The organism is Psittacicella hinzii (assembly GCF_003585935.1).
In the GTDB taxonomy this organism is placed as follows: Bacteria; Pseudomonadota; Gammaproteobacteria; order Enterobacterales; family Psittacicellaceae; genus Psittacicella; species Psittacicella hinzii.
Genome location: NZ_NRJG01000093.1, coordinates 1 through 22,376, shown reverse-complemented (window position 1 = coordinate 22,376; position 22,376 = coordinate 1). Strand labels below are relative to the sequence as shown.

At 36.8% G+C, this 22,376-nt stretch carries 13 protein-coding genes and 2 pseudogenes; 10 read left to right on the top strand and 5 right to left on the bottom strand.

Annotated features, from left to right (window positions below; genetic code table 11):
* Window positions 1-254 precede the first annotated feature (254 nt).
* On the bottom strand, window positions 255-1,211 hold the full coding sequence (locus tag CKF58_RS05230) for a DMT family transporter (protein ID WP_222987720.1): 957 nt from the start codon (window positions 1,209-1,211) through the stop codon (window positions 255-257).
* Window positions 1,212-1,353: 142 nt separating this feature from the next.
* The gene (locus CKF58_RS05225; protein WP_119531675.1) at window positions 1,354-1,740 is read right to left on the bottom strand and encodes a hypothetical protein; all 387 of its coding nucleotides are present in this window, start codon (window positions 1,738-1,740) and stop codon (window positions 1,354-1,356) included.
* 224 nt (window positions 1,741-1,964) lie between these two features.
* Between CKF58_RS05225 and CKF58_RS05220 the strand changes: the two genes are divergently transcribed.
* Complete coding sequence (locus CKF58_RS05220; RefSeq protein WP_119531673.1) at window positions 1,965-3,344, top strand: restriction endonuclease subunit S; 1,380 nt, start codon at window positions 1,965-1,967, stop codon at window positions 3,342-3,344.
* 146 nt (window positions 3,345-3,490) lie between these two features.
* On the opposite strand, the gene CKF58_RS05215 is transcribed toward CKF58_RS05220, so the two are convergent.
* Window positions 3,491-5,152 carry a DMT family transporter gene (locus CKF58_RS05215; protein ID WP_119531671.1) on the bottom strand — a complete coding sequence of 554 codons (1,662 nt, stop codon included), beginning with the start codon at window positions 5,150-5,152 and terminating at the stop codon, window positions 3,491-3,493.
* Between the two features lie 745 nt (window positions 5,153-5,897).
* Between CKF58_RS05215 and CKF58_RS05210 the strand changes: the two genes are divergently transcribed.
* From CKF58_RS05210 to CKF58_RS05175, 8 genes and pseudogenes are all read left to right on the top strand, one after another.
* The gene (locus tag CKF58_RS05210; protein ID WP_119531669.1) at window positions 5,898-6,194 is read left to right on the top strand and encodes a hypothetical protein; all 297 of its coding nucleotides are present in this window, start codon (window positions 5,898-5,900) and stop codon (window positions 6,192-6,194) included.
* 309 nt (window positions 6,195-6,503) lie between these two features.
* Entirely contained in the window at window positions 6,504-7,352 is an 849-nt protein-coding gene (locus CKF58_RS05205; protein ID WP_119531667.1) for an aldo/keto reductase, read from the top strand.
* 367 nt (window positions 7,353-7,719) lie between these two features.
* A pseudogene (gene proP / locus CKF58_RS05200) lies at window positions 7,720-9,141 on the top strand (glycine betaine/L-proline transporter ProP).
* A gap of 471 nt (window positions 9,142-9,612) precedes the next feature.
* Window positions 9,613-10,494, top strand: a pseudogene (locus tag CKF58_RS05195) (aldo/keto reductase).
* A 142-nt stretch (window positions 10,495-10,636) separates the two neighbouring features.
* On the top strand, window positions 10,637-11,248 hold the full coding sequence (locus tag CKF58_RS05190) for an NAD(P)H-binding protein (protein ID WP_119531665.1): 612 nt from the start codon (window positions 10,637-10,639) through the stop codon (window positions 11,246-11,248).
* A gap of 634 nt (window positions 11,249-11,882) precedes the next feature.
* Window positions 11,883-12,428, top strand: coding sequence for a winged helix-turn-helix transcriptional regulator (locus CKF58_RS05185; RefSeq protein ID WP_119531663.1), 546 nt, complete (start codon window positions 11,883-11,885; stop codon window positions 12,426-12,428).
* Window positions 12,429-13,324: 896 nt separating this feature from the next.
* A complete protein-coding gene (locus tag CKF58_RS05180) occupies window positions 13,325-15,664 on the top strand; it encodes a uroporphyrinogen-III C-methyltransferase (RefSeq protein ID WP_119531661.1) in 2,340 nt (779 codons plus the stop codon).
* Window positions 15,665-15,942: 278 nt separating this feature from the next.
* Window positions 15,943-17,244: a heme biosynthesis HemY N-terminal domain-containing protein gene (locus CKF58_RS05175; RefSeq protein WP_119531659.1), complete on the top strand. Its 1,302-nt coding sequence runs from the start codon at window positions 15,943-15,945 to the stop codon at window positions 17,242-17,244.
* 221 nt (window positions 17,245-17,465) lie between these two features.
* On the opposite strand, the gene CKF58_RS05170 is transcribed toward CKF58_RS05175, so the two are convergent.
* Both CKF58_RS05170 and CKF58_RS05165 read right to left on the bottom strand, forming a co-directional pair.
* Complete coding sequence (locus tag CKF58_RS05170) at window positions 17,466-18,545, bottom strand: DMT family transporter (RefSeq protein WP_119531657.1); 1,080 nt, start codon at window positions 18,543-18,545, stop codon at window positions 17,466-17,468.
* A 134-nt stretch (window positions 18,546-18,679) separates the two neighbouring features.
* Window positions 18,680-20,530: a DUF2264 domain-containing protein gene (locus CKF58_RS05165; RefSeq protein WP_119531655.1), complete on the bottom strand. Its 1,851-nt coding sequence runs from the start codon at window positions 20,528-20,530 to the stop codon at window positions 18,680-18,682.
* Between the two features lie 740 nt (window positions 20,531-21,270).
* Here CKF58_RS05165 and CKF58_RS05160 point away from each other — a divergent pair.
* Entirely contained in the window at window positions 21,271-22,068 is a 798-nt protein-coding gene (locus CKF58_RS05160) for a DeoR/GlpR family DNA-binding transcription regulator (RefSeq protein WP_119531653.1), read from the top strand.
* The last annotated feature ends 308 nt before the right edge of the window (window positions 22,069-22,376 follow it).

The window sequence follows — 22,376 nt, the reverse complement described above, 5'->3', positions numbered from 1 at the left end:
AGAGCATAAGTACATCTATAGCAAAACACCCAGTTAAAGTAAGAAGTCTTACTTTAACTGGGTGTTTGTGCGTTTAGAAACAAAGAAGTGTGGAGATAGAGTAAAAATCTAGTATAGATATAGTATAGATATAGGAAATATCTAGTAAATATCTATTGGAGATAAATGAATTTGCTTAGAGTAAAGCTTTAATTTTATTTTCTCTATACTTTTCATGGTATCTACTAGCGAATCCATCATTTATCTACCATCATCTAATCCATCATCTTCTTCATTATTTTTTTCTCCGCAGAAGTCGAAGTTGCTGTTGCTTCTGTTTGTTCTTCTTGTTCTGGTTGGAGTTTCTGTTCAGCTTGTGCTGTTTGAGCGTTCTGTTCAGTTTGCTCTGGTTGCGGAGTTTGCATATCCGGAGGAAGTTCAACCGAGAAGTCAACTTCATTAGCTGGTGAAGTTGTTACTTGCGTTAAGTCGACAACTAGATGCGGATTTTCTGCAGAACTAGCCGTTGCTGGCACGGTTATAGGTGTTGGTGCAAAAGCCGATACATGGGTTGCAACATTAGTAGGTTCAGGGGTTACCGTTTGTGCTGCTTCTTGGATTGCTTGCGCAGTTGCCATTTGTTTGGCCGCGCGTTTACGGCGGTATTCTTCGTGCGCCATGCGACGGATTTTCGCCATAACTTTAAGTTTTTGTTTATTGTAGTAGAAGAGGATAATTCCAGCAGCTACAATTAACACATAACCTATTGACGAATAGAAATTCGGTAAGGATGCAAAGAAAATCAAACCAAAAAGCATGTTCCAGATTAGTGAACTATACGAGTAAATCGAAGTTTCTACTGCTGGAGCATAACGCAGCGCATAAGTGAACGTATACTGTTCAACTACTGAAAATATACTAGCAATAAATAGGAATAAGTAGTTTAAACCCTGCCCTTCAAAATCTTGAAAGTTCATAATCATAGGCTCTAAACACACAATACAAATGGTTGTCCCAAGATTACATTCAACGGTAATAAGGTGCTCACCGTTTTTCATAGTAGTAAGGCGACGTACTGCCATAAAAGTAAAGGCTGTACATAGTGCTGAGAAAATCCCAACCCCATAAGCAAAGATATGCGTATTATTAAAGCTTGGTTTAATAATGAGCACCGCTCCGACTAATGACATAATCACGACTGCTATTTGCGTCAGTGAGGTCTTCTCTTTCATAATGGTTAAGCCCTGAATTATTAAGAATACGGATGTTAATTTACTTAACATATCAGCATCTACAAGACTTAACACATTACAAGTATAGATAAATGTTAAGAAGAGCACGCCAAAAATCGAGCGAATAAATAACCATTTACGATTAGCCCATGAACCAAAATAAGTAGGGATCTGTTGGTTTGAGTAAAACCTCTGGTTTTACTTCATACACTTGCGGGTGTAAAGGTTCAGGTACAATAGTCGCAGCCGTAGTAGTTGCGACGGCATTGATCGCTGAAGTTGGAGTAACATAAGCATTAGCCGTAGCTGCAAGATCATCAGGTAGTTTATGTTTGAGTTTTTTCTTGGCGGCTTGCACGCGAATATGACGAATAATGGCTAAACTTACCACCATAGAAGCAAAACCGCGGAAAAATACTTTTTCATAAGTGGAAATGCCTTCACCGATAAGTTTGTAAAGCAAAGCCATTGCGGCACCGGTTAACACTGACAGGAGAGTTAACAGAATACCTTTAGTTAGATTTGACATACTGAATAAAGTGTAAATGACTTTAGGTGATTAGTTTGGTTTCATAGTATAACAGTATCAATACTAAATAGGTATAGACTTTTTAAAATTTATTACCCATAGAGCTGCTATTGACTAATACACAGGGGCTAAAGCAAGAATAGAGTTAGGCTAGCTCTAACTTTCTTAATCTAGGTTATAATGAAGTATTGCCAGATTATTTTTAAATTAAGCCCAAAAATTATATGTCTAAGCCTATCCATTTTTCTCTGGCAAAAGTAGCTAGTACCTTAAATGAGCCAGATTTAAGTACTAGTAATTGGCAAGAATTACCTTTAGGCAGACTGTTACAATATAGCCAACCTTTTAAGTATCTTGTAGCCAGCAAGACTTATGCAAGCTCTCCGAGTGCTAAGAACCCTATTCCGGTTATTACCCCAGGGAAAAGCTTTATTAAAGGTTATACGCAACGCGATTATAAGGTTTATCGTGCAGATGAACAGGCAGTGATTTTGTTTGATGATTTTACGGCTGCGAGTCAGTATGTAGACTTTGCGTTTAAAGTACAAAACTCAGCCACGAAAATCTTAAGCGTTACTGATCCGCAAAAGTATGATGTGTACTTTTGTTATCTCTTACTGCAAGCACTAAATTATCAACCCCAAAGCCATGAACGTCAATGGATAAGTAAAGTCCAACATCTTAAAGTACGTGTTCCTCGGCTTGCAGTACAACTCTATCTCAAAGAATTATTCTTAAAATTAGGTGAAGAAATAGATCTAGTAGTCCATGAACTATTACTTGCCCAAGAGCGCAAACGCAAATTACAAGAATTAATGTTAATCGATGTCTTTAGCTCTAAAGACGTTTTAACATTAACAACAAAACCAAATATTACGACAAAGCTAGATTTCGTATCTAACCAAAACAAAGGTGTAAATCTCAATAAAGAAACTAATCAAACTCTAGAAACAAATCAAGATGAAGAAACTGATTTCACCTCAAATACTTATCTAAGTCCGTGTTTAAGATTTGCCTCCTTTGCACAACCTTGGCAAGCTGTAACCTTAGAACAAGTAGTGAAAATTGTAGTAGGTAAAACACCTACTTTAAGTAATCCTGCTTACTGGTCTGGAGGGACTATAAATTGGTTTACGCCAAGGGAAATAGGTAAACAAATTTATCTAGGTCAAAGCCAGAAAAAAGTTACTCCAGCAGGTCTAGCTAAATGTGTAGACAAGGTTTTACCAGCTGGTTCATTGCTTTTTACTTCGCGAGCAGATATAGGTAGATATGCTTTACTGACGCAAGCAGCATGTACTAATCAAGGAATCTTAGGTATTAGTCCAGATCCTAAAGCTCTTGATAGTTATTTTCTCTATACTTATGCCTTTGCAATTAAACGCCAAGCTCTTGCGCGAGCCAGAGGTTCAATCTTCGCTGAAATAAACAAACAACAACTTGCGACAACTAAGCTGTATTTACCGAGTCTTGACGAACAAGTTAAAATAGCGCAGTTCTTTGCCTTAATTGATCAACAAATTCAGAATTTAGAACATTTACTCCAACTATATCAACAACAAAAAGCTGCAATTCTTGCCAGAATCCTTAAGCCAGATATGTAAGAAGTCCCGAGATAAATCTCGGGACTTCTTACGTAAAGAAAGAGTAAGATTCTAGCTAAAAGTTTTAGCTAGAATCTTACCTAAATTGTATTCACCTGTACAGAACTGAACTTCAACAGCACTCCAAACGCACTTAAATTTTATAGCTAAGGTTTAGTAGTTGGTTCAGCTACTTCAGAATCGCTTGAAGTTGCAGTTTTTTCTGCATCTACGTCGATATCTGTAGCAATCAAGGTAACTTCAGCCTCTTCTGCAGCTTTAGTTGTTAAAGTTGTTGTATTAGTAGTTGAATAAGTACCCTGCTGGTTTGTATTAGCATTATCTTGGGTAACAGGACTAAAGATTAACTCCTCACTACTAAAGACTGTATTATTTGCAGACACATAAGCTTTGGCATAGGCTTGCGCAATGGTTTGCTTAGGCTGGACATGGATTTTACCAGTGCCTATGTCTTCGATTTGTTGTTTCTGTTCAGCGGTAAGTTTACTTAAGTCTGGAGAGTTCTTACAAAAGCGATGCGCATGACTAAGAGATTTCTCTTTGCGGTAACTAGCATTATTTGCTTGTTGCTTAGCGTATACAATTGGATCTTGACGATCAAACTCTTCAATACTTAAAGTTGCAGCCATAGCAATATTGTTATTGCCGTTTTCAGCTTGGGCTGCAGCTTGCGCTTTAAGTTTATCAAGACGACGCTTTTGTGAATTTTCGTGTAACATGCGACGAATATTCGAGAGAATTTTTAAACGTCGTTTGTTGTAGAAGAAAAGCGTAATACCTGATACAACAATTAAGAAGTAACCAATTTGCGATAGGCTATCAGGGATAGTGGCAAAGAAGATAAAACCGTAAATACAGTTCCAAAGTAAAGAACTATATGAGTACACACTAATCTCTACCGCCGGAGCATATTTAAGCGCAAAGGTAAAGGTATATTGTCCTGCAACCGAGAGTAAGCTAGCAATGATTAAGTAGATATAGTACTTAAGTTGTCCAGCAAAGCCTTGGAAATAGTACAGGGCTGGCCATAAACAAATTAAAACGATCAACGTTGCTAAGTGGCACTCAACGGTTAAAGGGTGTTCACCGTTCTTTTGCGTTGTTAGGCGACGTACGGCAATATAAGTAATAGCTGAACTTAAAGTCCCTATTAAACCAATAAAGTAAGCTCCAATATGAGGGTTATTAAAGCTAGGTTTAATAATGAGCATTGCCCCAAAAAGAGAAACAACTACCACACCAAATTGGGTAATGGAAGTACGTTCTTTTAAGAAAATTGAACAAATAATAATTAAGAAAACCGAAGTGAGCTTAGTCATCATATCCGCATCTGCAAGCGATAAGGCATTACAGGTGTAGATATATGTTAACATCGCAATCGCTCCAGTAATCGAGCGAATAAATAACCATTTAGTATTATGCCAAGAACCATAATACTTAGGAATTTGTCTTGCGGTTGCCGCCATACGCATTGGTGAATCTGGCGTTGGCTTTACAAATTTTTGGGCTGGGATTATGGTAGCCTGCGTTGACATAGACGCCGGAGGCATGCTCGTAGCCGAAGTTACCCCAATGTTAGCTTTAGTGGCTAACTCCATGGAAAGTTTGTTTTGGTGGGCTTTGGCTTTAGCGTGCTTACGAATCGTATAAATAATACTCAAGGTAATCGTCATTGAAGCAAATCCTCTAAAGAACACTTTTTCATAAGTGGAGATGTGATCTCCGATTAACTTAAAGAAAAGCGCCATAGTGGCTGCGATAAAGACCGAGAGTAAAGCTAAGAAAATCCCTTTTGTCAAATTCGACATATAAAGTAGAAAAACTAATCTTAAATGTGGGTTAAGGCTGTTAATTCTTAGCAGCTTAAAGCTCCTAAGGTTCAACAAAAAATATAGAGAGTTATCTTATAGTTTAGCAGACTGGGCATAAGATTAACATCAAGAAAAAACAGAAGTATTTTAAAAGGTTCTGTTGTGAGTTTTTAACTATCAAATAATAAAGATTTTGCTTTAGTCTTAACTTATTCGCTACTTCTTGCTAATGGATTACTTAAGTAACTAACTATATTTAGGAATAGGCTGTATCTAGAACTAGGATATATTTAGAAACAAGCTGTATTTAGGATTAGGATATATTTAGGGACAGGTTATATTGCGGTATAAGAGCATTTGAGAAGGATCTAATTTTAGGTACTACTTATCTTGAAGGGAAGGAAGTAAAAAAATCTACACATATTTTTTCAGATAACAGATTAGGAAGTATGTAAATAAAGCTTATAATTGTTATTCCGCATTCTCGAGATTTTTAACTAAGAATGAACAAGTTAAACTTGCTATAATAGAGCTACTAACCTCTAGAGAAAGGATAGAAAGCGAATAGCACATGAGTGTTTTTAATCATTACTTTCTTGACTGTTTATAATCATTGTTTGCTATTGCTTACCATTGCTTAGTATCGATAACTATTGATTACTATGCTTATTATCTGTCTTAAGAATGCAGGTTAGCAGATTTATCCTACGCTTCAACTTAACTCTCTAGTGCAAGGATGCAAATGCGTAAATTAAATATTGGTTGCTTAGCCGTATGTGCAAGTTTACTATGGACTTTACCAAGCTTTGCTAATGGCAATGATGCTTGTGGTGATGACAGCGCAACGATTAGTCAACCGAATCCTCTAATTAATAATGGTAGCTTAGACACTGAAGTTAAGCCGTTAGTAATTCGCTACATGCCTTACTATGAACCGCAAATCTCTATTTGTATTTACGGTGATAATGCATGTTCAGGTCATCCTCAACCTGTAACTTTTACGAACTTAACTTTAGGTAAAACTGTACCAGTTAAATAAGCGTTAACCTTGATTTTAGCTTGCTCGTTTAGCATTTTCTCGTTATAATAAAGCTATAGATGTCATATCTATGATTTATTCAATCGTAAAAATGTAAGGCGGCATCTGTCGCCTTTTTTGCGTAGAGCTAGCTTAAAGTTAGAATGCTACCGCCTAAAGTCCTAGAAAAGCCTAGAAGATTCTAGATTTTTCTAGGACTTTAGTGTATCTGTTCTCTGATAGAGTAAATAGACAATACTTGAGTAAGAGATTAACTAAAGAGCAAATAATTGCAAGAAGAATAGTAAGACTAAAAAGGCATCGAATTTTATGGAAAACAAAAACATTATTCTGAATAATGGCGTTGCCATGCCTAAAGTTGGTTTAGGCGTGTATAAAATGGTAGAAGAAAGTGAATGTATTGCCGCAGTGCTTGCTGCACTAGAAGCGGGTTATCGTCACATTGATACGGCATCTTATTACTTTAATGAAAAAGCTGTAGGTAAAGCCATTAAAATGAGTGGCATTCCACGCGAAGAATTATTTATTACCACTAAACTTTGGGTAAATGATACAAATGAAGCATTAGCCCCTAAAGCTTTTAAACAAAGTCTAGATAATCTAGGTTTAGATTATTTAGACCTTTACCTAGTGCATCAACCATTTAATGATGTATTTGGCGCATGGAGAGCACTAGAGAAGCTGTATGCAAATGGTGATGTACGTGCAATTGGCGTATCCAACTTCTTCCCAGATATTCTACAAAACCTTATTCTGTTTAATAACGTAGTACCAGCAGTAAACCAAATTGAATTACACCCGTTCAATCAACAAAACCAAGCGCACGCATTCCATCAAGAACAAGGGATTGTTACTGAGTCTTGGGCAAGTTTTGCTCGTGGACGTAATGATATGTTTAGTAATCCGGTATTACTAGAAATCGCTTCTCAAACAGGTAAAACTGTTGGACAAGTAATATTACGTTGGTTATTACAACGTGATATTGCGGTTATTCCTAAATCAGTAACTCCAAGTCGTATTCAAGAGAATATTAGTATTTTTGACTTTAGTTTAAGTGATGAGCAAATGCAGTTAATTAGTCAGTTAAATGAAGACCTAATTCTGTTTCACGATGAACGCCAACCAGAAGTAATTCGTAGTATTTGTTCTCGTCTCTAGAATTTGTTCTAGATGCTAGAACAAAATGTAAGAAGCTAGTTTCTTAGCTAAGAGCTTAGCAAAGATCCTTAGTAGCAAGATTAACTACTAAATTTATTTTCAGAGCATGTTACCTAATCTCAAGGGTTAGAGACATGCTTTTTTGTGTTTACGGGATTGCCAGATAGAAGGGCGCCCATAAATTAAAGCACATAGTCAGATTAGTTCGTTTCTTTTTCTTCTTCTTCTTCTTCTTCTTCTAATTTTTGCTTTTCAATTATTTAGTGCTTCGTTTTGATTTTGTTGGGTAATAAAATTTTTAGTAATAGGTTTAGATACAATTTTAAGGGTAAAATTGATCTATTTATCCAGATTTAAATCTATTTAATTGGATTTAAAAGCTATTTCGGCTGCCGCTCTAGGTAATCTAATCGAGTGGTTCGATTTTGGGGTTTATGGTTATGTCGCTTTTGTGCTGGGGAAAATTTTCTTCCCCGATGCTAATCCCTCAATTCAAGTAATTGCCGCTTTAGGTACATTCTCTGTGCCGTTTATTTTCCGTCCATTAGGTGGGATTATTTTTGGAGCACTAGATGATAAGTACGGACGTAAGCATATTCTTGCCTTAACCATCATCTTAATGTCGTTAAGTACGTTTTGTATTGGTTTAATTCCAGGTTATGCCTCTATTTGAATTTGGGCTCCGATTCTACTACTGATCTGTAAAATCGTTCAAGGTTTCTCGGTAGGTGGTGAATATTCAGGTGCGGCGATTTTCGTTTCTGAGTATTCTCCGGATCGTAAACGTGGATTTATGGGATCATGGTTAGATTTTGGTTCAATTGCTGGTTTCGTACTCGGAGCAGCAGTTGTATCGATTTTACAATTTAGCTTAAGTAACGAACAATTTATGTCTTGGGGTTGGAGAATTCCATTCTTCATTGCTCTTCCTTTAGGGATAATTGGTCTGTACTTACGTCATGCCCTTGAAGAGACTCCTGATTACCAAGAGCAACAAGAAGCACAAGAAAGTGCTCCACAACAAGAACGTGTTACTTTTGCGGATATATTCCGTAAATACAAAAAAGCGATTTTAGTATGTTTAGGTCTGGTAGTAGCAACCAATGTTCCTTACTACATGCTCTTAACTTACTTACCTAGCTACTTTACGCATAATCTGCAATATTCGGAAACGCACGGAGTGTTAATCATTATTGCGGTAATGGTTGGTTTACTCATTCTGCAACCGATTATTGGGATTCTTTCTGATAAATTTGGTCGTCGTCCATTTGTGCTCCTAGGAAGCTTTGGGATGTTATTCCTTTCTATTCCAGCACTATACTTAATTCAACATTATAATGTGGCAATGATCTTTGTAGGTCTGTCAATTCTTTCGCTATCGTTAATTATGTTCTTAGGTGTAATGGCTTCGACATTACCGAGCTTATTCCCAACGAAAATTCGTTATAGTGGAATGGCAATTGCATTTAATCTTTCGATTTTAATTTGTGGGGTGACGCCAACGCTTACTTCATCTTTAGTGGAAATGACCGGTAACTTATATGTACCATCCTTCTACTTAATGGTGTTTGGGGTTGTAGGTTTTATTACTGCATGGTTTATGCCTGAAACTTCAAATACCCCAATGCGCGGTTCAGCTCCAATTGCTTCGAATCGCCGTGAAGCAGCGCAAATCATTCACGAGTACAATGAAAATCTAGCCGATTCAATTCAAGAAATTGAAGAGAAGATCGCTAAATTACAAAAACGTCGTGATGAATTAGCAGCTCAACATCCACATATTGACTAGAAAGAATGCAGTTTTCTTTATTTCGTGCATAATCAATACTTAGTATTGCTCGACCACCTTAGAGACGGTGGTTTTTTGCGTTTAGTAAAAAGAGATACACCAAAAAGTAAATGAAGACTGATAAAACTAAACCTAGTAGAACTAAGCCAGATAGTTAACTAGTTAGATAAGAAAACTGTAGCAGTCTAGGGAGTATGTAAACTAGGACAAAAATAAAGAAGTTAAGATGGAAATTTTGGATATGTCTCTATTGGATATAGCTTCATTGGATAGAGATAGCCCAATTGGATAATAAAGACCGCTTTAAGAATTATGAGATGCTGTTCAAGCTAAGGAGAAGGGAAGGGAGGAGAATGAAAAACAATTGTTGAATTAAACTCAATACTGCTGTAAAAGAGAAGCTATTTATCAAGGTTTGCTCATTAATTATAATAGTGATAAGCAAACAACAAGACTATTTAAGGATAATAAATGACAACATTAAATACAGCAAATAATAAAGTTCCAAGCCTAACTTTAAATAACGGAGTAGAGATGCCTCTCTTAGGTTTTGGGGTATTTCAAATTACCGATCCAGCACAAGTAGAAGCTGCGGTATTAAAAGCTTTAGCCACAGGTTATTGTCATATTGATACTGCACAAGCTTACATGAATGAAGAAGCTGTAGGACGAGCTATTAAAAAATCAGGCATTCCTCGCGAAGAAATATTTGTTACCACTAAATTATGGGTATCGGATATGGCTGAGGGTAAAGCGGCTACAGCTTTAGATCGTTCTTTAGAACGCTTAGGTTTAGATTATGTAGATCTTTATTTATTACACCAACCAGTAAATGATGTGTTTGGCGCATGGAGAGATTTAGAGAAAGCTCTAGCAAATGGTAAAGTGTGAGCTATTGGTGTATCTAACTTTGCTCCAGATCAGATACAAAATCTCATCGAATTTAATCAAGTACGCCCAGCAGTAAATCAAATTGAGTCTCATCCGTTTTATCAACGTTACGAAGATCAAACTTACCTAGAGTCTATGGATATTGTTATGGAGTCATGGGCAAGTTTTGCCGAGGGTAAAAATAATATTTTTACGAATCCTGTACTGATCCAGATTGGTAAGAAATATGGTAAAACCCCAGCTCAAGTTACTCTACGCTGGTTAATTCAACGTAATATTCCAGTAATTCCTAGATCAGTAACTCCAGAACGTATCGCAGAGAATTTTGTGGTCTTTGATTTTAGTCTGAGTGCGCAAGAAATCGAGCAAATTGAAACTTTAGACTTAAACCGTAGTCTATTTATTAATCACCGCACTCCAGAAGCAGTGAAGTACTTAGCAAGTTACAAAACTAGTAATTAAGAAGCTTTTAAATAAGACAGTAATTAGTAATCTAGTTGCTAGACAAACAATAAAATAAACAAATAACCAAGCAAACAACTAACCAAGTAAACAATAACTAAACAAGTAAACAACACAAACAACACAAACAACAGACAAAACTATGAAAAACGTACAACCAGCTAAACAAGTTTTATATATTGGAGCAACAGGCTCTTTAGGACAAGTAGTAATCCCTGATCTTATTGCCAATACTCAAGCTCACTTTACCCTTATGGCACGTAATCTAGACTATCTCCGCTTACCTCAAGTAGATAGTCAACGCTATAGCCTCTTACCTGGAGATGCTACTAATCTAGCAACTTTAGTTAAAGCTATGCAAGGTAAAGACCTAGTCATTGTTGCTGTATCTGGTAGTATGGTTAAAATCGCAAAAACCGTTATCCAAGCAATGCAAGAAACAAGGGTTAAACGTTTAATCTTTGTAAGTTCGTATGGCATTTACGGAGAGATTACCGGTAATCGAGGCATTAATTCAATGCTAATGCCATATCGTGAAGCAGCTGACGCCGTAGAGCTCTCTGCCCTTGATTACACCATTATGCGTCCAGGTTGGTTTGATAATAGTAGTGATCGGAGCTTTACTCTTTTTGTTAAGGGAGAGATTATTACGGGTAATAATATTTCACGTTTAGCTCTTGCAACCTTTATGGCACAAATTATTAACCAACCTGCTAAATACAATAAACAAAGCGTCGGTCTAGTGCGTGACTAAAAAGACAATGAGTGTCTCATGAAGCCTCATTGTTATGAGATATATAAAAAAGCGACTGGGTAACCAGTCGCTTTTAGTATGCGTTTATTTAATTGGATCAATTAAAATGAATAGTGAATTATAGCCTAAAGCAACAATCGCCCAAATTAGGCTATGAGCTTGATATAATATAAAAGCTATTAACCAGCAGTTAACAGCAAGGACTAATCCTTTACCTAAAAAGTAAAGGATTTATTACCTTACCAGTGAGCCTATTTTAGGTATCTCCCTTATGCTTTCCCCTTTTACCTAGCTACATGCGGGAGAGCTACACTGGTAGGAAGAAAAAAGCCTGAGAATTACACTACAGTCTCGGAGTCTAAACACGGAAAGTATAATCTAGAACCGACCTAGCTTGGATCTAGATTGTGCTTCTCAGGCCAACCGGATAAATATTCTTGAGGCACTAACTTGAACATTTAGTGGTTTAAGTTTAGGGTGAAAATATCACTAATAAAGCACATCATTTCACCAAATAAAACTAAACTTATACTGTTTGTCTAAGCTAGTACTTTTTTAGTAGTTACCACTATACCACAGTAGGTTCAAAATAGTCAATACTAAAATAGTACTGCCTGCTCATCGGGTTTAAATTATGACACGAAATAAAGCAATGAGTAATGCTTTTGAGACTTCCGTTAGTATTTTAGGTGACGGTTGGAATTTATTAATTTTACGCGCCGCTTTTGAAGGAAAAACACGCTTCGAAGATTTTAAACGTACCTTAGGGATTGCTCCAACAATGCTTACTAAACGTTTAAGATTTTTAACGGAGGTTGGAGTGTTAACTAAAGAGCGCTATAATGACCGTCCACCTCGAGATGAATACCGCATTACACCAGCAGGTCTAGACCTCTTCCCAATTCTAACTTCAATTAGAGAATGGGGATTAAAGCACTTTGGTGATAATGAACCTGCTGAAATCATGATCGATCTAGCAACTGGTAAACCAATTCGCACTGAATTTGTAGATCTAAACAGTGGACGTGCAATTAACATGATGCGTATTGGTTATATTACAGCGCAAGAAGATTCGTATAGTGAACCTGAGCCTGCTTGTGCTGATGAAATTGCCGAGCGCGTAACAGCTCACGCTTATGCAATGTACACCCAATATCAAAACGCTAACGAAGAGAAATAACCTTTAGTTTTTGTAATTAGAGGTAACTGCCTTAGGTTTAATTCCGAACTAGACTAAGCGCAGTCTTTTCGTTAGAAGCAAAGAACTGATTTAGGTAAGGTCTAGTAAGTTAGACTCTTCCACTAGCCAACTTATAGCAGAAGTAAATAAGTAATCCAGCACCAAGGAGAAATCCCTTAACAAGAAAAAAGTTAATCCTTTGCTGGATCATTATTGATATTAACTTCGAGTAAGTGCTTTATTTGTTATGTAGCCAATAGCTTGTAGCCATCGCTTCAAGCTATTGGTTTTTTGCGTAAAAGCAAAGACAGAGAGTAATTTAGGCGAAAAGTACGGCTTTTATCCCCGTTTGCGTGGATTTTTTGATACAATTATAAAATGAGGTAATGGCTAAATTTTCTCAGAATAAAAATTATGCCTAAATAGTAAAGATAGTCTGCATTTATTCTCAATCCTCATTTGCTTCACTATAAAGCATTGCGCTTGTACTCCATTTATTACTACTTGTATTGTTAATATTGCAGCTTGAGATTGAGTAAATGCTAGAGCGACTATCAAACAAGAAAGCGAAACAGCAATAAAAATTTGAGAAAAGAAAATAATTACTTTCTAAATGGATTAACAAACAAACCTTATTAAGACAAAAGAGTGAGTTCTTTAGATTAGTCAGTATATTAAAAGAGCATAGATCAGCGTATTGATAAGAACGTTGATCAGTTCATTAAGTGTATTGATGAGAAGAACTACACATTGATAAGTATATTGATGAGTATTTTGATAAGCGTTTTAAAGCGTTTTTATCAAAGTATGCAGCTCATCCAAAGTTTGTTTTTAATTACTCCCACAATGTAATATCCATTTATAAATTAATTAGAGAGATATAGGATATTTACTCTATGAGTTCACGTCAAAATCCTACTGGTTTCCCATTTAATGGTGAAGAACCAAAAGAAAAACCAGTAACAGAATATAAAGCTGAAAATGACCAGCCACCGGCTAGTCAAGAACAAACTCCGCAAACAGAAGATCAAACAAGTTCGCAACAATCATCGTCACAAAGTCGTCAACAAAGTGGCAGCAACAATAACAACAATCACAATGGACCGCATGTTAATGCTTCTTCGATTGTAGTTGAGCCACCACGTAGTCGCTTTATGGGACTAATGTTAGTGCTAGCTCTAGGGCTATCAGGTTTTGCGGTATATAAAATGTACGAACCGTCAATTTTTAGTACTCAAGACTTAGAAGCTACAGCTAAAAACTACGTTACTGTAAGTGATTTCAATACTTATAAAAACTCAACTTCGCAAGATATTGAGATCTTAAAAATTAAGTACAATATCTTACAACAGCAGTTTGACTCTCGTTTAAACCAAGCTAGTCCACAGTTTGATCGTACGTTTGGTGGTACACCAGCTCCTGCAAATACTAATTTTGGTAACTTTAGTAATGGTAGCAACGGTAGCACTAACAATAGTACGACTGGCACAACTACTAATACCTCTGGTACAGCACAAACTGCAACTGGTACGGCTGCAACTAATGCCCAAGGAACTACATCAGATGGTAATGCTACAGGTGCAGTTCAACCACAAGTAAATGCTGACGGTACTATGCCTCCTCCGCCAATGAATATGGCGCAAATTGTAGAGCAATTCGTAACTTACGAACGTTTAAATCAAACCTTAAACGATTTTCGCCAAAACATTGAAACGCAAATCAATAACTTAAACGCTAAAATTGCTGCTTTACAAGCGACAACTGGTTTAACTATTGATCCAAATGCACAAGCTACTGGTAGCACAAGTAGTGCAGCTAATGCTCAAGCTGGTACAGCAAATACGAAAGTTGCTAATGCCGCTAATACAGCGCAAGCTACTGAGAGTAAAGCTACAGCTGATAATAGTGCAATACAGGCTTCGACTACAGCGAACAACACCGGAGTAAATGGTTTAACTAGTGAACAAGTTGCAACTATGTTCAACCAACTAATCCAAGCTCCAGAGTTTAAAGTGTACATGGGGACACTAATTGCTGAATACGTAGCCGCACACCCACAACAATTAACAGCTGAACAGCAACAACAAATTGCTGCAAGTGTAGCGCAACAAGCTGCTGAACAAGTATTAACACAAATTAATGCGAATTTACCAGCACAGGTTGAACAAGCAGTTACTACCCATTTAGGACAAGCCAACTTAGATTCTCTAGTTGAAAACAAAATCAACCAAGTTATCCCAACTGTAATTAGTGAGAACGTTAATAAAGCTATGGATACAGCAGTAAACCAAGCTGTAACTAAAGCAACAAACGATCTTAATACGCAAGTGGGGCAACAACTTAATGCTGCGCAAGAGCAAATTAATTCTCGTCTAGGCAATCTTTATGCCCAAGTTAATTTAGTCCTTGTACAACAAAGCTTACAAGCTGTTCAAGCTGAATTAAATGGTAATGCGAATTTAGATAAAGTATTACTTGGCTTACGAGTAGCTTATGCTGTAGCGCCAAACGTTGAATTACGTGCAGCGATTCAAGAAGACTACAATGTCCTAGCTGCAGGTCGTATAGAGAATAATAATGCGCAAGTAAGTTCATTACTCATGGCACAAGTAGCTAAAGTAAATGACTTACCGCAATTATCTAGTGACGACTTAGATAAAGCAACGAATAAAGCTAAACAAGCACAAAAAGAAAGTGCATTTAGTAAAGCGACTAAAGATTTCTTTGCTAAGTTCGTGCAAGTGCAAAAAGCTGGTTCAAACGCTACTTTACCAAGTGAGAACCTGAACCTGTACTTAAAAGAAAACCTCAAAATGCACTTCCAAGCAGCAATTATTGCCGCAAGCATTAACAATACCCAAGATTACCGTAATGCCTTAAACTTAGTGGCCAAAACCCTAACAACCCTTTACCCACAAAACAATAAAAATGTGGCTGCGCTGTTAGGTAATGTCCAAGAGTTACTCAAAGCAAATCTGGGTTATGACACTAATTACAAACTAAGCTCATTACAGTTATTAGCACAAGCAAGTGAGTCTAAAGACGCTCAAGCTACAACTAGTCAAGAGACTACAGCAGCTAGTCAAGATAAAGCTTCTAGCAAAGCTGACGAGCAAACTCCAGCTAATAACCCTACCCCTGACGCTAATCCAGAAAGCACTCCGGCAACAACTCCGAGTGAACCTGCGACTCCGTCAGATGATGAGCAACCAGCTTCTCCTGCTAAGCAAGACTAATCTAAAAAGAACTTCCATAAAAGCTATCATGCAAAGGTGATCATATATAGATGATCATACGCAGATGATTGTAAAAATACGATCATATACATATGATTGCAAAAAGGACTATCGTACAAAGAAAAGCCAATCATAAAAGATAGCAATTAAAAATCTCTGTATGAAGATAAGTATCTTCGACTATGGAGATAAAGTTCTTAAGGTCTTAGCAGACACTGTTAATTAGTAAGCACTAAGGGCTTTGCTTAGTGCTTACACCAACTTATAGGTTAAACTTTATGTTTCGCGTATTTGTTTGGTGTTTTATATTCCTCGTACTGTTAGCAGTTGCGCCATTGATTTCTGCAAATCAAGGAGCGGCAATTATTACTTATGCAGGTACGACGTATAAAACCTCTTTATTTACGTTATTAATCGTATTCTTATTAGCTTTAGGAGCTTTTGAGATTCTGGCTTTTGTTTTACGTGTGCTCTACCGCATTTTATTTGGCTGGTATGTAAACCGTAAAGAACGTCGCCAAGCTAAAGCTGACCGTCTAGTAGAAAAAGGGATGCGTCAAGCTTTATCAGGTGACTACCGTAAAGCGCAAAAAACTCTTTCTAAATCAGCAACTAAAGCTGATCTACCATTCTATAATCTAGCGCAGACTTTTGAGTTAGCAATTAAAAACCGTAATGTACGTTTAGCTAAAGAATTACTAGCACGTTGCATTGAATCAGCACAAGATAACGCTAAAGACCAAGAGTTACTTAACGTTTGTAAATTAAAATACTTTGTTGCTGATCAACAATGGGATAAAGCAAGCGAGTTCTTAGCGAAAGTGCGTGAGAAAACTAATTCTGAAGAAGTAAACTTAATTGCTCGTAATATCTATATCCATACTGGACAATACGGGATGTTAGAAGACTTACTACCGTATTTAGAGAAACAGCAATATATTCTGCCAGAACAAGCTAAAGCTGATTACACTTGGGTGTACCAAGGTTATATTGCTAAACAATTAGCTCGTTCAGATAAAGCTAGCGATCTTGCAAATTGGTTTGATTTACAAACTCGTGCTCATCGTTCAAGTGTAGCTTTCCGTAATGAAGTGTTAAAAACTCTATTAGAAAAACATGCTTATTATGAAGCTATTGACATTGCGGCCGAAACTATTTCACGTTGTAAAGTTGCAGAAGTTGAAGGGACTATTTTCTTTGACTTACTTGAACAAATTCAACAAGATACGCTGGATAATAAACTTTGTCGCCGTATTGAAAAATACTATCGCTTATACTCAGAAGCTTCACAAATTCGTTTTATGAGTGTAATCGCTCATCTTTACTATCGTCGTGCTGACTATACTAAAGCGCAAACTTGGGTGGATCAATTACTTACTGCACAAGAAAAACAAGGAGCTTTACACCGTCCGGACGATATGTTACTAGCACAAGTGGTGTATCGTAAAAATAATGCCGAAGCTAAATTAGTTGGGTTAACTGATATTATTGATAATCAGTACAACAATAGCTATCAGCCACATACTGATACTCCGGAAAAACTTGAGGACAAAGAGAAAGATTCTGCTCCTCAAGCTTAAACATAAGTTTAACCAAACAGCTCTGTAGGTATAGCCTATGGGGCTTTTTTGTTAGCTCAAAACGCAAAAAGCCCTGAACAATGTTCAGGGCACAATGATTGAAGATAAATTAAATTTAATTTAAGTTCATTTAAGTTAATTAATTGAATAAGTTAATTAATCTAAGTAATCAGAGTAATCGAGTAAATCTAAGTTAATCTAAGAGTAAATTTACTCAAGCTCTAGCGACTAGCTTGAGCATAATGTTGTTGACGGGCTTTGAGGCGAGCTTTAGCTAGTTTTTGGATGCGTTTGCGCTTTTGCATCTTGGCTTGTTCTTTACGGCGATTAACCACAAAGAGATACAGACCTGCAGTTACCACAAAGACATAACCTGCTAGCGACCAGAAGTCTGGTAAGAAATCAAAAAACATCATGCCAAAGATAAGCATCCAAATTAGTGATGAATAGTTATAAGCACTAATTTCAAAAGCAGGAGCATACTTGAGGGCAAAAACCAAAGAATACTGTTTAACAATGGCAAAAATAGTCGCTAAGAACAGAATTAAGTAGTACTTACCTTGACCTTCCCATCCTTGGAAATAATAGATAGTTGGGATAAGTGACATAGCCGCTAGCAGTACAGTTTGATTGGCTTCAATGGTTAGTGGGTTTTCACCATTATCACTTGTAGCTAGTTTTACTCCGGTGTGATAAGTAAAAGCCCCAAAAACCGTAGATGCTAAACCAGCAAGATATGGCAGTAACTGCGGATTATTAAAGCTAGGTTTAATGATCAGCATAGCACCAATAAAGCTAACTACAACTACAATAATTTGCACGATACGTACAGGCTGTTTAAAGACTATCCAGCCGAGAATAATCACCATTACTGTCTCTAGTTTTTGAATGGTGTCAGCATCGGCAAGGGGCAATTCATTCCAAATATAAATGGTAAAAAGCACTGCTATATTAGCACACATCGAACGAAAAATTAGCGTCGGCAGATTGTGTTTATAGCCAAAATAACTAGGCTTAATAGCTTGCTTTTTCGGATGAATATAAGTTGAAGTTGCTAAGTTATTTGTTGGTGAGACTCTCGCCATAGCATAGCGAGTATCTAAAGCTTGAAGTTTGCGATCATGACGTTGACGTAAGTAACAAATAATTGTCCATGTGACAATCATTGATCCTATGCCACGGGCAAACATTTTTTCCCAAACAGAAAGATGCGTATCAATAAGTTTAAATCCCAAAGCCATGCATGAAGCAGCAAATACAGACAGTAATGCTAAGAGTATGCCTTTAGTTAAGTTGGACATATGTAATCCTGTAGGTAAGAAGATGGTTTCTCTATTTTAGCAGTTTTAACTTAGAGCAAAGAGAAAATTCTTAACTGCCCCAACGCAAAAATCTCAGAGAAGCAAGGGATTGCTTTCTCTGAGATTTTTCAGATCTATTCTTTAGATAATTTACGATAAAGCGTAAGTTTACTACTCCAAGAAGTAACCCCTTTACGCAGTAAATTGTTACACGGACGTGTAGATTTACCTAATAGCCATTCACTAAAATGCTCTTTCCAAGTTTGATGTACGAGTGAGCTAGTTTCTGGATTATAGCTATAAGCGCTATTGTAAAAGTCGACAACTACTTCGCTTGTATGCTGTTGGCCGCTAATTTGACAACCGATTGTCGGAATCTTAATAACATAGTCGCTTAGCTCGACAGGTAATGGCGCAAAAGGCGTCGTCCAAACATGAGTACGATTACCACTATAAAGTAAAATCGTATAAGAGCGTAATGAACCAAAGGCAGTTGCCGGACTTGATTCAGGAGCAATTAAGCGGCGATCGGCGGCAAAAATGCCACTTGTTACCATACCTTGAGCAATAGCTCCTTGTTCAATAAAGTGAATATTTGGAGCTAAGAATGCACGTAAGTATTGTCCAGCGTACGGATTTGTTGGCGTATGGATCTCTTGGCTTTTTAAGTAATCACCGGTTGGAGAACTTGCATGAGCATTACTCCCAAAACCTGCATAGTTGCTGCTTGGTGATTTTTTATTGCCTTGCTCCGGTTCATTAAGCGCATGGGCAACCAGTAAACCAGTAGCCGCTGCTAGGCGATAGCTTGGGTGTTTACCGTAAAATGCTATGCTATGCGGAGTAAACATATGCACCGCTTGTTGTGCCCACTGTTGAGCTATGACTGGGATAATCGGACCGGTAAAGTTAGGTTCGATTTGTTGTAACCAGTACAGGCAATAGTAAAAGCTCCATGAGTTACTAAAGTCGTAATCACCATTAGCTCCATCACGCCACCAACCATTGGACGTATAAAATTCAACTATACGTTGATAACGATCTAGGTTGGCAAATTTACTATAGAATTCTGGATGATCTTTCCAACCGCTAGGGCTAATAGCTACTAAATTAAAATAGGTCTCTGGATTATTTAGTTCATACGGATTTAGATCTTTAGCATTAAGGTTACGCTGCGCGTAAGGATAGTCTGCTCGTTTAACAATCGGTTGTTTTAGATCAGCAATAATAAATTCAATGGTCAGAGGAAAAAGTAAGCAATGATCGTCTGTTACTTTAAGCTGTACTACATGCTCTAACCAGCTAAGGATTTGTTGCTGTTGCGATGGCAATAAATAGTAATAAATTGAATGACGACTTATCCACAGAGCTAAAGCTAGATCATAGGCTGAATGAATTAATGGTGAATAGTCGCTTGCTTGTCCCCAATAGCCTAAGCGCCCAGCATTAGTAGCATTTAAAAAGCACAGACGTAAAGTATGTTCGTACTTACTATATTTAGTGCGACTTAAGGCTGGTTGACTTATGCCCAAAGCACGCTGTTGTTCTGGGCTTAAGATTTGCTGGTAATGGGCTACATAAGCAGCAAGTACAGGTAAGAGACGCGATGAACCTTCAATCGAAGCTTGATTTAAACTATGCGAAGATGGCCAGCCTGGATAGTAGGCACGCGTAAACTTATTACTGGCGTAATGATCAATAAAGGCATCTAAAATGTACTCGGTTGTTAAACGTACATGTTCATAGAGCCATGATTTACCTGTAGGCGTAAACGGACTTAGGCTTTGTTCATAGTTTAGCGCAAGATAAGAGTTAATATGCTGTTTGAGAGCGGTAAAAGGTTGCGCTTTTTTATAGTATCTTTTTTGTTTGGGGATATGAACAATTCTTTGCCAAAAGTATGAAACTTTTTGTCCCCAAGTGTCTGGTGTTGTAGTTAAGTTAGGTTCAGTTGTTGCAGCGATGTATAAGTTAAAGTCACGCATAGTGCGCTCCAAAAATCCTTAGTCAAAATATAGTGCTTTGCTAGCGGTTTGGCGTAAGGATTGCCTCTAATTCCATTCGCAAAAAGCAAGTATAGCAAATTAGCGATAGTCAGTACAAGATAACCTTGTGTATCTTAATCCTTTCTTTTTTATCTTAGTGAAAATAACGAAAAAAGTACAATAAAAATTTGCGATTTGTGTCACCAGTCACACTTTTAAGATTTAATTACACGCCAAGTGCCTAAACGTGTGATAATAAAGAGAGAGTAAATAATCTTTTTTCTTTTTGTGGCGGCAAAATATATACTTAGAGCGCTAAAACAAAACGTAAACTTTCCACATTTATTGCCAAAAAGGCAAATTATTTACTAAACCTGTATTAGATAAATTTAGTCTTGATTAGTTGTTTGTAAATACTACAAGAGGTTAAAGCAAAGAGAAGACATAATTACTACAATCATCAACTCTTTAATCTAGATGCTCTAACTTATCATCACACACATTTGTTTAACCTAAGGTATAACATGGTTTTTTAACTTAGAACTTGCAACCTAGAAACTGCAGCAAGCTAGCGATTGAGATTGCTACTTACAAAGCAAAAATCACGAGCAAGTATTTCTAAGTATCCATAACACCATAACACCATAGCACCATAACATCATAACTTCTTGTAGTGGTTACATATGGCAATCCTGATTAATGACATCAATGCATTAATTCTCTAGCAATGAGGTTTTGCCATGGGTACATCGCAAACCAGACGTAAACAAATAGTCGATCTGGTAAATAGTATGGGTTCCATTTCCGTAGTTGAATTATCTTTATATTTTAGGGTATCTAAAGTAACCATTCGTTCGGACTTAGATGCTTTAGAAAAAGAAGAACAGTTGATTCGCATGCACGGAAGTGCGATGTCTATAAATTATAATAAGGATCAAAATACCCTTAGATACGCAGCCGAGTTACATTTCCATGAAAAACAACATCATAATCGCGGCATTAAAGAAAAACTAGCCCGTCGTGCGCTCAAGTACATTGAAGATTATGATACGATTTTACTGGATTCAGGAACGACCATGTTTGAAATAGCAACACAAATTGCACGCAAACAATGGACAAGATTAACGGTTATTACTTCCTCGTTACCTGTATGTGATCTCTTATGCAATTTTAAGGGCATTGAAGTCGTGCTGTTAGGAGGGCACTATCGGAAAAAATCTCGCAGTTTTTCTGGAGCTGCTACCGAACAAATGCTATTAGCTTTACGGTTTAATAAATTATTTATGGGTGCTGATGGCTATCATCCACAACATGGTCTAACAACTCTTTCGGAAAATGAAGCAAGTCTTAACCGCTTAATGGTAGAAATGGCAAGTCAGGTATATGTTGTCATGGATCATTCTAAGTTTGGACGACAATCAAGTAATTGGATATGTGAATTTGGGCGTCCTAATGTAGTAATTACTGACGATCGTTTAAAACATGAATATATAAATGAATTACAAGAATGTCAAGTTAAAGTAGATGTAGCTAAATAAGTAATCTTATATACGACATATCATCTTTTCAAAAGAAGATATATTAAAACCTTTTTAAAGATCCTTAGGGATCTTTTTTTTGTGTTCGTCTAGTATATTGTGTTGTATCCCTTTTTATAGTATCTTTCAACTCCTTTTTGTAAGGTGATAAGAGATTTATTGAGAAAAAATAAATCCGAAAATATAAAAATAAGATTTATATATATGGTAATAAATGTAAAACTCTATATATATTTAGCTTTTTTATATAACTTTAGACTTGTTTGAGCTATCTAAAAAAGATAGAAAAATGTTACTTTATTTAATAA